Origin of the sequence: Microbacterium hydrocarbonoxydans, assembly GCF_900105205.1 — a bacterium.
In the GTDB taxonomy this organism is placed as follows: domain Bacteria; phylum Actinomycetota; class Actinomycetes; order Actinomycetales; family Microbacteriaceae; genus Microbacterium; species Microbacterium hydrocarbonoxydans.
This window is the reverse complement of sequence record NZ_FNSQ01000005.1, coordinates 2,149,551-2,162,003: the sequence shown is the minus strand read 5'-3', so window position 1 is coordinate 2,162,003 and position 12,453 is coordinate 2,149,551. Positions and strand designations below refer to the sequence as shown.

Annotated in this window: 18 protein-coding genes; 14 read left to right on the top strand and 4 right to left on the bottom strand. The window is 67.1% G+C overall.

Annotated elements, in window-relative coordinates:
• Positions 1-50 precede the first annotated feature (50 nt).
• The 4 genes from BLW44_RS10735 (at position 51) to BLW44_RS10720 (ending at position 1,357) form a co-directional block, all read left to right on the top strand.
• Positions 51-323 carry a hypothetical protein gene (locus tag BLW44_RS10735; RefSeq protein ID WP_060925872.1) on the top strand — a complete coding sequence of 91 codons (273 nt, stop codon included), beginning with the start codon at positions 51-53 and terminating at the stop codon, positions 321-323.
• Complete coding sequence (locus BLW44_RS10730) at positions 320-832, top strand: DNA-processing protein DprA (RefSeq protein WP_060925873.1); 513 nt, start codon at positions 320-322, stop codon at positions 830-832. Before BLW44_RS10735 ends, BLW44_RS10730 begins: the two co-directional genes overlap by 4 nt.
• Before the next feature lie 104 nt (positions 833-936).
• Positions 937-1,161: a hypothetical protein gene (locus BLW44_RS10725; RefSeq protein WP_060925874.1), complete on the top strand. Its 225-nt coding sequence runs from the start codon at positions 937-939 to the stop codon at positions 1,159-1,161.
• 7 nt (positions 1,162-1,168) lie between these two features.
• A complete protein-coding gene (locus tag BLW44_RS10720) occupies positions 1,169-1,357 on the top strand; it encodes a hypothetical protein (protein ID WP_060925875.1) in 189 nt (62 codons plus the stop codon).
• A gap of 77 nt (positions 1,358-1,434) precedes the next feature.
• On the opposite strand, the gene BLW44_RS10715 is transcribed toward BLW44_RS10720, so the two are convergent.
• Positions 1,435-2,037, bottom strand: a complete 603-nt coding sequence (locus BLW44_RS10715; RefSeq protein ID WP_060925876.1) for a hypothetical protein — start codon at positions 2,035-2,037, stop codon at positions 1,435-1,437.
• A 297-nt stretch (positions 2,038-2,334) separates the two neighbouring features.
• On the bottom strand, positions 2,335-2,646 hold the full coding sequence (locus BLW44_RS17780; protein WP_139305273.1) for a hypothetical protein: 312 nt from the start codon (positions 2,644-2,646) through the stop codon (positions 2,335-2,337).
• 9 nt (positions 2,647-2,655) lie between these two features.
• On the opposite strand from BLW44_RS17780, the gene BLW44_RS10705 reads away from it, so the two are divergent.
• Entirely contained in the window at positions 2,656-3,558 is a 903-nt protein-coding gene (locus BLW44_RS10705; RefSeq protein ID WP_060925878.1) for a tyrosine recombinase XerC, read from the top strand.
• A 91-nt stretch (positions 3,559-3,649) separates the two neighbouring features.
• On the opposite strand, the gene BLW44_RS18260 is transcribed toward BLW44_RS10705, so the two are convergent.
• Entirely contained in the window at positions 3,650-4,015 is a 366-nt protein-coding gene (locus tag BLW44_RS18260; protein ID WP_245647343.1) for a murein hydrolase activator EnvC family protein, read from the bottom strand.
• A gap of 518 nt (positions 4,016-4,533) precedes the next feature.
• Here BLW44_RS18260 and rpsB point away from each other — a divergent pair.
• From rpsB to BLW44_RS10655, 9 genes are all read left to right on the top strand, one after another.
• Entirely contained in the window at positions 4,534-5,475 is a 942-nt protein-coding gene (rpsB, locus tag BLW44_RS10695) for a 30S ribosomal protein S2 (RefSeq protein ID WP_060925879.1), read from the top strand.
• A 44-nt stretch (positions 5,476-5,519) separates the two neighbouring features.
• A complete protein-coding gene (tsf, locus tag BLW44_RS10690; RefSeq protein ID WP_060925880.1) occupies positions 5,520-6,347 on the top strand; it encodes a translation elongation factor Ts in 828 nt (275 codons plus the stop codon).
• 90 nt (positions 6,348-6,437) lie between these two features.
• Entirely contained in the window at positions 6,438-7,154 is a 717-nt protein-coding gene (gene pyrH / locus BLW44_RS10685; protein ID WP_056278675.1) for a UMP kinase, read from the top strand.
• Positions 7,155-7,220: 66 nt separating this feature from the next.
• On the top strand, positions 7,221-7,775 hold the full coding sequence (gene frr / locus BLW44_RS10680; RefSeq protein ID WP_060925881.1) for a ribosome recycling factor: 555 nt from the start codon (positions 7,221-7,223) through the stop codon (positions 7,773-7,775).
• A 5-nt stretch (positions 7,776-7,780) separates the two neighbouring features.
• Positions 7,781-8,950, top strand: coding sequence for a phosphatidate cytidylyltransferase (locus tag BLW44_RS10675; protein WP_060925882.1), 1,170 nt, complete (start codon positions 7,781-7,783; stop codon positions 8,948-8,950).
• Positions 8,950-9,534 (top strand): DivIVA domain-containing protein, encoded by a 585-nt coding sequence (locus tag BLW44_RS10670; RefSeq protein WP_060925883.1) that lies wholly within the window; start codon positions 8,950-8,952, stop codon positions 9,532-9,534. Before BLW44_RS10675 ends, BLW44_RS10670 begins: the two co-directional genes overlap by 1 nt.
• A gap of 48 nt (positions 9,535-9,582) precedes the next feature.
• On the top strand, positions 9,583-10,260 hold the full coding sequence (locus BLW44_RS10665; protein WP_245647344.1) for an aggregation-promoting factor C-terminal-like domain-containing protein: 678 nt from the start codon (positions 9,583-9,585) through the stop codon (positions 10,258-10,260).
• 9 nt (positions 10,261-10,269) lie between these two features.
• On the top strand, positions 10,270-10,557 hold the full coding sequence (locus tag BLW44_RS10660; protein WP_060925884.1) for a hypothetical protein: 288 nt from the start codon (positions 10,270-10,272) through the stop codon (positions 10,555-10,557).
• A 2-nt stretch (positions 10,558-10,559) separates the two neighbouring features.
• Positions 10,560-11,276 carry an alpha/beta hydrolase gene (locus BLW44_RS10655; protein WP_060926037.1) on the top strand — a complete coding sequence of 239 codons (717 nt, stop codon included), beginning with the start codon at positions 10,560-10,562 and terminating at the stop codon, positions 11,274-11,276.
• Here the strand turns inward: BLW44_RS10655 and BLW44_RS10650 are convergent.
• Positions 11,273-12,334 (bottom strand): AI-2E family transporter, encoded by a 1,062-nt coding sequence (locus BLW44_RS10650; protein ID WP_060925885.1) that lies wholly within the window; start codon positions 12,332-12,334, stop codon positions 11,273-11,275. The genes BLW44_RS10655 and BLW44_RS10650 overlap by 4 nt on opposite strands.
• Positions 12,335-12,453: the final 119 nt, after the last annotated feature.

Below are 12,453 nucleotides of genomic sequence, written 5' to 3'. Positions count from 1 at the left end.
GGCCGCGATGAGGTCGGGCGCGCGCTGTTCCTGAGGAGAGGGTTCGCCTCGTGATCGCGGGACTCCGAACAGACCCGGTCGTGCGGGCTGCTCTGCACGAGACCCGCGCCACGGCGGACGTGGAGACCGATCTCGCACGGATCGCCTGGTCCGTGCTCGCTGAACCGGGAGATGGGGTGGCCGGTGCGTTGATCGCGGAGCTCGGTGCCATCGACGCGCTCAGTGTCGCGTGCGGCGACCTCGCTGGTGACGTCTCCGCGTCCGCTTGTGCACTGGCGGAAGGACGCTCCCGCTGGGCACGCGGGCTGATCCTCGCCGTGTGATCGATGCGGTCACCGCAGCGCGCGACGTCGGTGCGCGCCTGGTGCTCCCCGGCGATGCGGAATGGCCCCAGGCGCTCGACGACCTCGGTGCGCACGCGCCCACACTGCTCTGGGTACGCGGCGACACCTCGTTGCTCACGGCAGGACCGCGCGTCGCCATCGTCGGTGCGCGGGCCGCCAGCGAATACGGGGAGATGCTCGCAGCGGACTTCGCGGGTGATCTGGCGACCAACGGCGCTGTGATCGTGTCGGGCGGCTCCTACGGGATCGACGGAGCCGCTCACCGGGCAGCGATGAGCGTCGAAGGCAAGACCATCGCGTTCCTGGCCGGCGGCGTGGATCGCGCCTATCCTCAGGGACACCAGCAGCTGTTGCGCCGGATCGTCGACACCGGTGCGGTGGTCAGCGAGGTTCCCTGCGGTACGGCTCCGACCAAATGGCGCTCCTGTCGCAGAAGCTCAGATGGAAATCGGACTAGACCGCTTGCTCCCAGTCTGTCCCGTCACTGATGAGCGGGGCAAGTGCGGTCCAGGTGGAGCCGTTGGAGACACTGACCGGCACGGGTACCCAGACACACTTCCGCAAGAGATACAGGACCTGTTAAGGTCCACCCATGACTAAGCGTCTCGCAATCATCCTGGCCTCGGCGCTGGGTGCGCTTGTCATCGTGGCAACGGTCGTGATTGTCCTCGTCGTCAACGGTCTGAACGCCTCCACCCAGGAGGCGGACTACCGCGCGTGCCTGGCTAGCAAAGGCATCTACGACACGTCCGACACCAGCGACATGGCCGACATGGCGGCGAGCTGCTACGAAGCCGTCTATGGCCGCACGCCATAATGAGCGCATGACTGATGATCTCCGCACGCGCCTCCATGTCCTCCGCGCTCATCTCCGGCCTGATGGTCTGCTGTTGGTCCAAGGCGCTAACCCTGACTACTACCGGGTGATGGAAGCGGACTACATCAAGACGGTCTTCGGAGGTGAGGACGGGGTCAGCCTCGAAGAGGTGGAAGCCAATTACCTCCCGCTGTGAGCCAACAACAAAGCCCTAGAGTCAAGTCGTCCGCTCTAGGGCTTTGTCGTGCTTAGCCGGCTGTTTACCCTGAACTACTACCGCTTTGCCTTGCCTCGGTCGAGTGTGTTCAGCCAGTCGGTGTAGGCGTCAGCGCGAGTCTTGAAGATGCTTAGACCTTCTCGTACTTGCGTGCGGCTCGCGTCGGCCACGCGCCGGAGCTTTTCTGCCTGGTTTGTGTAGTCGTCGAAGTGGCCTGCTGCGGCATCGATCATGGCCTGAGTGCCGCTGGTGCGAGCGTCCGCGAGGTTCTGTTGCCACTTCTGCGCTCGCGCCTTAGTCAGGTCGTATTGGGTTTCATCGTGAAACGCTGAGTACCACCGGCTAGCGAGAGAGAAGGCCGTCACGTGGATGCCCCGGATTTGGGTTGTCTCGGGCACGCGGTCGGAGAGATTGTCCAAGGCCTTCACGTTCGCGTTGAAGTCGGCTGGCGGTGCAACCAGAGGCTGTCCTAGGTCGATGATGATAGAGAGCGGGCTAGTGGATTCGCGAAGGGCTTCGATTCGCCCTCGGATCTCGTCGCGGATCTCGCGTCGCCGCGCCTTCTCAGGTGCACCTTTCGCGAGGTAGTGCGCCCGCCAAGCAACAAGAAACGCCGCCAGTGCCACGACGAACGCGAACGGATCGAACTGAATCAGCATGGTCGAATCGTAGCGGTGGCGTAGCGGACTAGCCGATCTTGACTCGATCCAAACCACGTCCCTTATAGACCCGGGTGCTGAGGCGTCCCACTAGCGCCCGCTGAGCGTCCAGCTCCAGGCTCCGCATGTACTCGACCCAGGGCGTGAAGTCGATCTCGTAGGTACCGGCTCCAGGCATCTGAGCCGGGATCCCCTTGGCATAGTCGCGGGCGTACTCGACAAGATCCGCATAGACCCCGGACACGCGAGACTTACCCAGCTCGGCGGCTACCTCCTCACCGTCCTTCTGGAGGCGGACTAGCTCGGCCTCGATCTGCGGAGGTCTGCACCCGGCAGCGCGGCCACGCGGGTCCACCGTGACCTCTCCTCCTCGATCTCGCGGAGGCGTGCAGCGAGGGGAGCGGGAGCGTCGAAGGTGTCCGCCTCGTCCTCTTCCATGAGATCCGCGAAGAGGCGGATGAACACCCGGTTCTCCAGCGGCCGCGGGCGACGCTCGCGGGTGAGGGTGTCCGCGGTCGCGCGTCGTACTCGAACGCCGCGTCGCGGGTCGTCCGAGTGGCGGCTGCGGGCGCGGCGCGGCTGACCGGGTGCGACGGGGCGGTCCGGCATGCTGGACCCATGGAGTTCGCGGCTGCCGCCCAGGCGTTCGCCGAGCATTTGGAGAAGGTGCGTCGGCTCTCGCCGGCGACCGTGCGCGCATACCGATCCGACTTGCGGGACCTGGCCGGTACGGTGAGCGATCTTCCGCTGGAGGACATCGGCCTCGAGACGCTGCGCGACTGGCTGTGGCAGGCGACGCAGCGCGGCGATACCCGGTCCACCCTCGCCAGGCGCGCAGCGGCGGCCCGATCCTTCTTCAGCTGGGCTCAGGAGCAGGGGCTCATCACGCACGACCCGAGCCTGCGCCTGGTCGCCCCCAAGCGAGGACGCACACTTCCCGTCGTCGCCTCGCAGGACGCGATGACGACGCTGCTCGAATCGCAGCGACACGCGGCGGCCAGTGGCGAGCCGGCTGCCCTGCGTGACCATGCCATGCTCGAGCTGCTGTACGGCGCCGGGATCCGCGTCTCCGAACTGTGCGGGCTCGACATCGATGACGTCGATCTGGACCGCGGCACCGCGCGCGTGCTCGGGAAAGGCTCGAAAGAACGGGTGGTGCCGTTCGGAGCGCCGGCGCGTGACGCGATCGGCGGCTACCTCACACGCGGACGCCCCGCCCTCGCCGCCCGAGCGGCGCGGCCCGCGCCTGCATTCTTCCTCGGCAATCGCGGAGGACGGATCGGCCCGCGAGCGGTGTACACCCTGGTCGCCGAGGTCTTGGCGCCCTTCGTCGGGGCGGAGACGGTCGGACCGCACGCACTGCGCCATACTGCGGCGACGCACCTCCTCGACGGCGGTGCCGATCTCAGAGCCGTGCAGGAGATCCTCGGCCATGCCAGCCTCGGCACCACCCAGATCTACACGCACGTCTCGGCGGAGCGCCTCACCGCCACCTACCGCCTCGCGCATCCGCGAGCCTGACCAGCCGCAGCGCGATGAGCCGGCGCTCCGGTGCACCGCTCACAGAACTCGGCCGATCCGCAGCGATGCCTCGTCCACGAGGCTCATCGCATCACAACGGCAGACAGCAGGGGAGCAGCACTGCTCGACGCGTCTCCCCGAACAGGAGGAGCGGGTTGATGTAGTGCCCGTCGACGCGGACTCCCAGATGGATGGTCCCCGGGGGCGCATGCCCGCCCGCCGCAACCCGTCCGATCTCGTCTCCGGCCGACACGGTGTCGCCCGGAGACAGCGCGGACTCCAGCGGCTCGAAAGTCGAGACCGTTCCGCCCGCATGCTCGATCGTGAGGAGAGGGCGATCGACGACCGTCCCGGAGAAGGCGACGGTTCCCTCGGCCGGGGCGCGCACCACCGCGCCTGTCGTGGCGGTGAGGTCGACACCACCGGTGACCTGCGCCGTACTCGTGGGCGGGCGCACGGTATGCCGTCACCACCGCCCGCATGCCGTCGAGAGGCCACCGCCACAGCAGGCGGTGGTTTCCGCTGCCGACCGGCGCGGCGATCTCCTGTGCCGAGCTGCCCGCCGCGGTCGAGGAGACCGAGCCGCCAGGCACCGTCACCAGCACGACGCTCAGCACGAGGATGCCCCCGACCGAGCGGGCGGGGTTTGAGAGAGCACGGATCTTCATGCCGTGATCCTCCTCCCGCGCATCACGGTGCCGAACAGGCGAGGAAGCTCGTGCGCAGAGGTCGTGCAGAAGCCGTACCGGCGACTCCCGGTGCAGGGACAGTACGGCCGCGGCATCCTGTATGCTGAGAGAGCACCTCGATCTCGGGGTGACTACGCGTGCCCAGAGCGACTTCGGTCGTGGCATCCACTCCCACAGGTCCTGCTTCCGAGCGGGTGGGGTGTGCGCCGGGCACCAGGGAGTTCGATCGTCCGATCGACTTGACAACCTCAACGGCGCACAACCGCGTCAGAACAAGGAGATGACCATGGCTGTGGTCACCATTCGCCAGCTGCTCGACAGCGGCGTCCACTTCGGACACCAGACCCGTCGGTGGAACCCGAAGGTCAAGCGCTTCATCCTGACCGAGCGCAGCGGCATCCACATCATCGACCTGCAGCAGTCGCTCGGCTACATCGACAAGGCCTACGACTTCGTCAAGGAGACCGTCGCCCACGGTGGCACGATCCTCTTCGTCGGCACCAAGAAGCAGGCTCAGGAGATCCTCGCCGAGCAGGCGACGCGCGTGGGTCAGCCCTACGTCAACCAGCGCTGGCTCGGTGGACTCCTCACCAACTTCTCCACCATCGCGAAGCGTCTCGCTCGCATGAAGGAGCTCGAGGAGCTCGACTACGAGAACCCGGCAGCCTCCGGCTTCACCAAGAAGGAGCTCCTGCTCAAGAAGCGCGAGCTCGACAAGCTGCACAAGTCGCTCGGCGGTATCCGCAACCTCACCAAGACGCCGTCCGCCCTCTGGGTCGTCGACGCCAAGCGTGAGCACCTCGCGATCGACGAGGCCAAGAAGCTCGGCATCCCGGTGATCGGCATCCTCGACACCAACGCCGACCCTGACGACTTCCAGTACCCGATCCCCGGCAACGACGACGCGATCCGCTCCGTCTCGCTGCTCACCCGCATCGTCGCCGACGCCGCGGCCGAGGGCCTCCAGCAGAAGCACAACCCGGAGACGGGCGACGCCGAGCCGCTGGCCGACTGGGAGAAGGAGCTTCTCGAGGCCCCCGTCCAGGAGTCCGCTGACGCCGCCGCCGTCGAGACCGCTGCCGATGAGGCTGCTGTCGTCGAGACGCCTGCTGCCGACGAGACCCCGGCCGACGAGGCCGGCGCCGAGGCGCACGACGAGGCGATCGCTGACGCTTCCGGTGAGGAGACCTCTGAGGTCGCCGCCGCCGAGGCAGCAGACGCCAAGTAATTCCGCGACCACCACACACATCACGAAGCAAGGAGCCACCACACATGGCCAACTTCACCATCGCCGACCTCAAGGCGCTGCGTGAGCAGCTCGGCACGGGAATGGTCGACACCAAGAAGGCGCTCGAGGAGGCTGACGGAGACGTCGAGAAGGCCACCGAGATCCTGCGCCTGAAGGGTGCCAAGGGCAACGCCAAGCGCGCTGACCGTTCCACGAGCGAGGGACTCATCGTCGCTCGTGAGAACGACTCGGCCGTGACGCTCATCGAGCTCGCCTGCGAGACCGACTTCGTCGCGAAGAACGAGCGCTTCATCGCGCTGGCCGACAAGGTCGCCGACGCTGTCGCAGCCGTCAAGGCCGACTCGGTCGAGGCCGGCCTCGCCGCTCAGGCGGGCGACAAGAGCGTCGAGCAGGTCATCTCGGAAGAGGCCGCGATCATCGGCGAGAAGGTCGAGCTGCGTCGCGTTCGCACGATCACCGGCGACAACGTCGAGGTCTACCTGCACCGCACGAGCAAGGACCTGCCGCCGCAGATCGGTGTCGTCGTCGCCTACACGGGTGACAACGCCGAGACCGCTCGCAGCATCGCGCAGCACATCTCGTTCGCGAACCCGTCGTACCTGTCCCGTGAGGACGTCCCGGCTGACGCCGTGGAGAAGGAGCGCGAGATCGTGACCGAGATCTCCCGCAACGAGGGCAAGCCGGAAGCGGCTCTGCCCAAGATCGTCGAGGGCCGTGTCTCCGCGTTCATCAAGCAGGTCGCACTGCTCGAGCAGGACTACGCGAAGGACAACAAGCTCTCCGTCGCCCAGGTGGCGAAGGACGCCGGTATCACCGTGACGGACTTCGCGCGCTTCAAGGTCGGCGCGTAGCACCGTCGAAGGGGTTCGGATCACATGATCCGAACCCCTTCTTCATGCCCAGAAGGCACTATCTTGAATCGGGACGAGAGGAACACCCCCATGACCGAAGGCAACGGACGCCGTCGCGTTCTCCTGAAGCTCTCCGGTGAGGCGTTCGGCGCCGGACAGCTCGGCGTCAACCCCGACGTCGTCAGCCAGATCGCGCGCGACATCGCTGCGGCCGTCGACCGCGTCGAGATCGCGATCGTCGTCGGCGGCGGCAACTTCTTCCGCGGAGCGGAACTCAGCCAGCGCGGAATGGACCGAGGGCGCGCCGACTACATGGGCATGCTCGGCACGGTCATGAACGCACTCGCCCTGCAGGACTTCCTCGAGCAGGCGGGCGCGCCCACCCGCGTGCAGTCGGCGATCTCGATGACGCAGGTCGCCGAGCCGTACATCCCGCTGCGCGCCGAGCGCCACATGGAGAAGGGCCGCGTCGTCATCTTCGGCGCCGGTGCGGGCCTCCCGTACTTCTCCACCGACACGGTCGCCGCACAGCGTGCACTGGAGATCGGTGCACAGGAAGTGCTCGTCGCCAAGAACGGCGTCGACGCGATCTACACCGCGGACCCCAACAAGCATGCGGATGCCGAGCGCATCGAACGCGTGACCTACCGCGACGCTCTCCAGCGCGGGCTCAAGGTGGTCGACTCGACCGCGTTCAGCCTCTGCATGGACAACAACATGGACATGCGCGTCTTCGGCATGGAGCCGGCGGGCAACGTCACCAGGGCGCTCCTCGGCGAGCCCATCGGCACTCTCGTCACCGCCTGAGCGCCTGAGCGTTCTCGCGCGCCCGGCCCGATAGAATTTCAGAACACCCCGACGATAGGAGTCACCGTGATCGCGGATGTCCTCGCTGAAACCACCTCCCGTATGTCACGAGCGGTCGAGGCCGCCAAGGAGGACTTCTCCACGGTGCGCACCGGTCGCGCCAACCCGCAGCTGTTCCAGAAGGTCCTCATCGACTACTACGGAACGCCGACTCCGCTCGCTCAGCTCGCCTCTCTGGCCAACCAGGAAGCGCGCACGCTCATCATCACGCCGTACGACAAGTCGGCGCTGAAGGCGATCGAGCAGGCGATCAGGGATATGCCGAACCTGGGTGCGAACCCGACGAACGACGGCAACCTCGTGCGCGTCACGATGCCTGAGCTCACCGCAGAGCGCCGCAAGGAGTACGTCAAGCTCGTCAAGTCCAAGGGTGAGGACGCCAAGGTGCACGTGCGCGGCATCCGCCGCAAGGCGAAGGACGAGCTCGACGGCCTCAAGAGCGAACTCGGAGAAGATGAGATCGCCAGGGGCGAGAAGGAACTCGACGCCCTCACGCGCCAGCACGTCGATCTGATCGACGACGCTCTCAAGCGCAAAGAGGCCGAACTCCTCGAGGTGTAGGCGGTATGTCCGACGAATCCACCGGTGACGACACCGACAAGCCGCAGACGCGCCGCGAGGCGCGCGACTCGTCGACCTCGACCGGCGGCATCCCGCTGATCGACGATGCCTTCCCCGCGTTCGACTCGTCGAGCATCCCTCCGCGTCCGCCGCTGCCTGCGGAGAGCCCGGTGATCTCCGTGCCCAGCGCGGACGCCCCGGTGATCTCCACTGCCAGCCTCGACACGGCAGAGCACAATGCGATCCGGGAGCAGTGGCGGGCTGCGCGCGACGAGCTGGGAACCCACGTCTCGAACGCACGGGGCCAGCTCGACCAGGCCAACGAGCGCATCAAGGAGCGGACGGGTCGCGACCTGATCCTCGCGACGCTGATCGGGCTCGCCTTCGGCGCTGTTCTGCTGGCGTCCCTGATCTTCATCAAGGTCCTGTTCGTCCCGTTCGCCCTCGCAGCAGCCCTGCTGGGCGTCTACGAGCTGTCTCTCGCGCTGCGGGCATCGGGGCGCCGGATCGACGTCGTTCCGCAGTTCATCTCCGCTGCTCTGCTGGTCCTCTCGGCATACTTCCTCGATCTGTGGCTCGTCTGGGTCGTGCTGTTCCTGGCGGTCGCGTTCGTGATCGTCTGGCGACTCGTCGCCCAGATGGTCGCAGCGGACGGACGCACCTACGGCGACGTGCTCGCGGATGCCGTGATCGGCGGGTTCGTCCAGATCTACGTCCCGTTCCTCGCTGCGGTCGCTCTGCTCCTGCTCAAGCAGGAGGACGGGCAGTGGTGGGTGCTCAGCTTCATCGCGATCGCCGTCGTCGCCGACACCGGCGCCTACGCGGCCGGTCTCTCTTTCGGGCGTCATCCGATGGCGCCGAAGATCAGCCCGAAGAAGACCTGGGAGGGATTCGGCGGAGCCGTCGTCGGCTCCATCGCTGCGGGTGTTCTCCTCGCGATCTTCCTCCTTCATCTCCCGTGGTGGATCGGTGTCATCTTCGGCGTCGCGATCCTGCTCTCGGCGACACTGGGCGACCTCGGCGAGTCGATGCTGAAGCGGGACCTCGGCATCAAGGACATGAGCTCCTGGCTCCCCGGGCACGGCGGACTCCTCGACCGCCTCGACAGCATCCTTCCGTCGACCGTTCCCGCACTGTGCCTCTACTTCCTCTTCTCGTCCTGGGCGGTGCTGTGATGACTTCAGATGATGTGCAGGTCTCGGATGAGACGACCGAGGCGCCTCCAGCCTTCTCGCTGACCACGGGTCGCACTCAGGGATACCACCGAGCGGCGGTCGACACGTTCCTCGCCGCGGCCCGGACGGCGTTCGAGAGCGACGCGGACGACCTCACCGCGGCCGACGTGCGCGTCGCCTCGTTTCCGCTCGTCAAGGGCGGGTACGTCGTGGCCGAGGTCGACGCGGCACTCGGGCGGGTCGAAGACGCACTCGCAGCGCGTGCGCGCGAGCGCGCAGTCCGCTCCAACGGTGCCGGCGCATGGGTGGAACAGGCCAGGGACGATGCGCAGGTGATCCTCGATCACCTCGCGCGACCTCGTCGTCAGCGCTTCGCGCGCACCGGCTTCCTCACCTTCGGCTACCGCATCGACGAGGTGGATCACGTCAGCACCCGCATCGCCCGCTACCTGCGCGACGGCGAGCCGCTCACCGCCGAGCAGTTGCGCTCTGCGGCGTTCCGCATGCAGCGCGGCGGGTACCGGGAAGAGCAGGTCGATGCGCTCCTGGACGCCACGGTCGACGTCATCCTGGCCGTTCGCTGAGCGTTTCCGTGGCCGTCCGACGGCTCACCGGGTAGACTGCCTCCTATCGTGAACTCCCGAAACGACATCACCCCTCATCGAAACGACGTCACGCCGGTACCCGCATCGACGTCTCTTTCGGCGCGCACGGGCACTCGCCGCCGTGGCGTGGTGGGCTTCTTCGGAGCGTTGGCCGTCGTCGGATTCGCCGCCGCCATGGTCGCACCGACCGGCGTCGCGCTCGCTCAGCAGCCCGACGAGGAAGCGCCGGAGTCCGCATACTCCGCGGCGCTCACCGAGACGCAGAACCTCACCGTCACGGTCGAGGGCGCAACGATCGCCCCCGTCGAGCGCGGCACCTTCTCGGTCTACGTGAAGCCGAAGCCCAAGCCGAAGCCGAAGCCTGTGCAGGCCTCGACCGAGTCCTCGGATCAGTCCGCACCCAGCGGCCCGCTCTTCTACACCGGCGGCGGAGCGCCAGCCGAGTGGATGGCGGCAGCCGGTATCGCGGAGTCCGACTGGGGTTACGTCGACTACATCGTCTCGCGAGAGAGCGGCTGGAACCCGAACGCCACCAACGCGTCGTCCGGTGCCTGCGGTCTCGTCCAGGCGCTGCCATGCAGCAAGGTCCCGGGAAACGGATACGACCCGGTCGACAACCTCCGGTGGGCCACCGGATACGCCACCGGCCGTTACGGCAGCTGGGCAGGGGCCCACGCCTTCTGGACGAACAACCACTGGTGGTGAGCCGCCTCCATGGCTCGCTCCCGCAAGCGTCGTCCGACGCGCCCTGAGGCCGAGGATTCCCTCGATCGTCTGCTCGCGTCCTGGAAGCGCACCGAGGTGCGTCGCGGCGCGGAGTGGACGGTGCAACCCGTCTCTGCGGTCCAGGCGCAGAAGGAGTACACCTGCCCGGGCTGCGGTCGTTCGGTGACCCCCGGAACGGCCCATCTCGTCGTCTGGCGAGCCGACGGCGTTCTCGGCGATGCGGCGGACCTCGCCGCACGCCGTCACTGGCACACCCACTGTTGGAGGATTGCGTGAGCATTGAGATCCGTGGCCCGCTCGAGCTCCCGGCTCGACGCGAGGACATCGTCCTGACGACGGCAGACGATCTGTCCCTCGTCGGTGAGCTCGCTCTGCCGGAGGAGAAGGCGCCGGTCGCGACGCTCGTGACGCTGCATCCGCTGCCGACCGCCGGCGGCTTCATGGACTCGCACATCATCCGCAAGGCGGCTGCACGGCTGCCTGCGCTGGCCGATCTCGCCGTGCTGCGGTTCAACACCCGCGGGACCACCTCGGCGCGCGGCACGAGCGATGGAGCCTTCGATGGGGGAGCGGCCGAGCAGTTCGACGTGGCAGCTGCGATGGAACTCGTCCGCGACCGCGCTCTCCCGCGTCCGTGGCTGGTCGGATGGTCGTTCGGCACGGAGCTCGCGCTCAAGTACGGCAGGGAGCACGACGTCGAGGGGATCATCCTTCTGTCGCCTCCGCTGCATCGCGCGACCGAGGCCGAGGTGTCCGCCTGGGCCGAGTCGCCGGATGTCGAGGTCGTGGTGCTGGTTCCCGAACTCGACGACTATCTGCGACCGCCGGAGGCGCGGGAGCGGTTCTCCGCCATCCCGCATGCGACGCTCATCGCGGTCGAGGGAGGCAAGCACCTCTGGGTCGGGGAGAGTCAGACCCGTCGCGTGCTGACCGAGATCGTCGCCGCCGTGAACCCCGCAGCACTTCCGCTGCCGACGGAGTGGTCGACGGCTTAGAGCTCGTTCATCCTCGGGATCAGCACCTGGCGGTAGAGGATCAGGATGCTCGCGGCGACGGGGATCGCGATGAGGGCTCCTAGGAGTCCCAGCAGGCTGCCGCCGGCGAGAGCCGCGACGACCACGACCGCGCCGGGCACGGACACCGCCCTGCTCATGATCCTCGGCGAGATGATGTACGCCTCGATCTGCATGTACACGAGGTAGTAGATCGCCGCAGCGATGGCCGTCGCCGGCGAACCGAGGCCGGGGATCAGGCAGACGAGCACGATGATCGTGGAGCCGGTCAGCGTGCCGACCAGCGGGATCAGCGAGAAGAAGAACGCCACGACCGCCAGCACGGCGGGGAAGGGGGCGTCGATGATCGTGAGGAAGATCATGCTCAGGACGCCGTTGATCACGCCCTGCGAGACCTGGCCCATGACGTAGTAGCCGACCGAGTCGGTGATCTGCTCGGCGAGGTCGATGAACCGCTCGCGCTTCGACGCGGGGGCGAGCTGGTAGACGGCACGCTTGAGCGATGGGGTGGATGCCGTGAGATAGATCGTGAGGATGAGGATGATGAACGCCCCAAAGAGACCGCTCACGACCGCGCCTCCGGCGGCGAGCACGCCCTGGCCGATCGAGCCGCCGATCTGCGCGAGGTTGGTCTCGAGCCAGTCGGTGACGTACGCGAAGACCTCGTCGACCTTGAGGTTGGGGAAGGTGTCCACCATCCACTGACGAAGGTCGGGGAGGAGGGTGCCACGCTGGACGATGGCCGTGATCTGGGCGATCAACTGGGAGATCTGGTCGACGAGGACGGGGATGACGATCAGGATGATTCCGGCGAAGACGCCCATCACCGCCAGGATCGTGATGAGCACCGCGAGCCAACGGGGCAGGCGTTTGCGCTCGAGGAACGAGACGAGAGGGTCGAGTCCGAGGCTCAGGAAGAGCGCGGTTCCGACGTACAGGAGCACGGTCGAGAGGTTCTGCAGGCTCCCGATCAGCAGGATGCCCAGACCCACGCCGAGCGTCGCCACCAGGGCGGTGCGGAAGGGGTTGTGGATCTTCATCGGTACTCCTCGGAAGTGCTCGTGATGCCAGGGTATCGAGCGCGGTCGATGCCGGGGCGACGACGTGCCGCGTGCGGGAGAGTGCCCCTCGTGGGCAACACACAGCTGATTTCGATAGT

Bases quoted from the DNA above. Each gene is read 5' to 3' on its own strand.
- BLW44_RS10725 (WP_060925874.1), top strand. From the start codon at position 937: ATGACTAAGCGTCTCGCAATCATCCTGGCCTCGGCGCTGGGTGCGCTT.
- BLW44_RS10720 (WP_060925875.1), top strand. From the start codon at position 1,169: ATGACTGATGATCTCCGCACGCGCCTCCATGTCCTCCGCGCTCATCTC.
- BLW44_RS10715 (WP_060925876.1), bottom strand. From the start codon at position 2,037: ATGCTGATTCAGTTCGATCCGTTCGCGTTCGTCGTGGCACTGGCGGCG.
- BLW44_RS17780 (WP_139305273.1), bottom strand. From the start codon at position 2,646: ATGCCGGACCGCCCCGTCGCACCCGGTCAGCCGCGCCGCGCCCGCAGC.
- BLW44_RS10705 (WP_060925878.1), top strand. From the start codon at position 2,656: ATGGAGTTCGCGGCTGCCGCCCAGGCGTTCGCCGAGCATTTGGAGAAG.
- rpsB (WP_060925879.1), top strand. From the start codon at position 4,534: ATGGCTGTGGTCACCATTCGCCAGCTGCTCGACAGCGGCGTCCACTTC.
- tsf (WP_060925880.1), top strand. From the start codon at position 5,520: ATGGCCAACTTCACCATCGCCGACCTCAAGGCGCTGCGTGAGCAGCTC.
- pyrH (WP_056278675.1), top strand. From the start codon at position 6,438: ATGACCGAAGGCAACGGACGCCGTCGCGTTCTCCTGAAGCTCTCCGGT.
- BLW44_RS10675 (WP_060925882.1), top strand. From the start codon at position 7,781: ATGTCCGACGAATCCACCGGTGACGACACCGACAAGCCGCAGACGCGC.
- BLW44_RS10670 (WP_060925883.1), top strand. From the start codon at position 8,950: ATGACTTCAGATGATGTGCAGGTCTCGGATGAGACGACCGAGGCGCCT.
- BLW44_RS10660 (WP_060925884.1), top strand. From the start codon at position 10,270: ATGGCTCGCTCCCGCAAGCGTCGTCCGACGCGCCCTGAGGCCGAGGAT.
- BLW44_RS10650 (WP_060925885.1), bottom strand. From the start codon at position 12,334: ATGAAGATCCACAACCCCTTCCGCACCGCCCTGGTGGCGACGCTCGGC.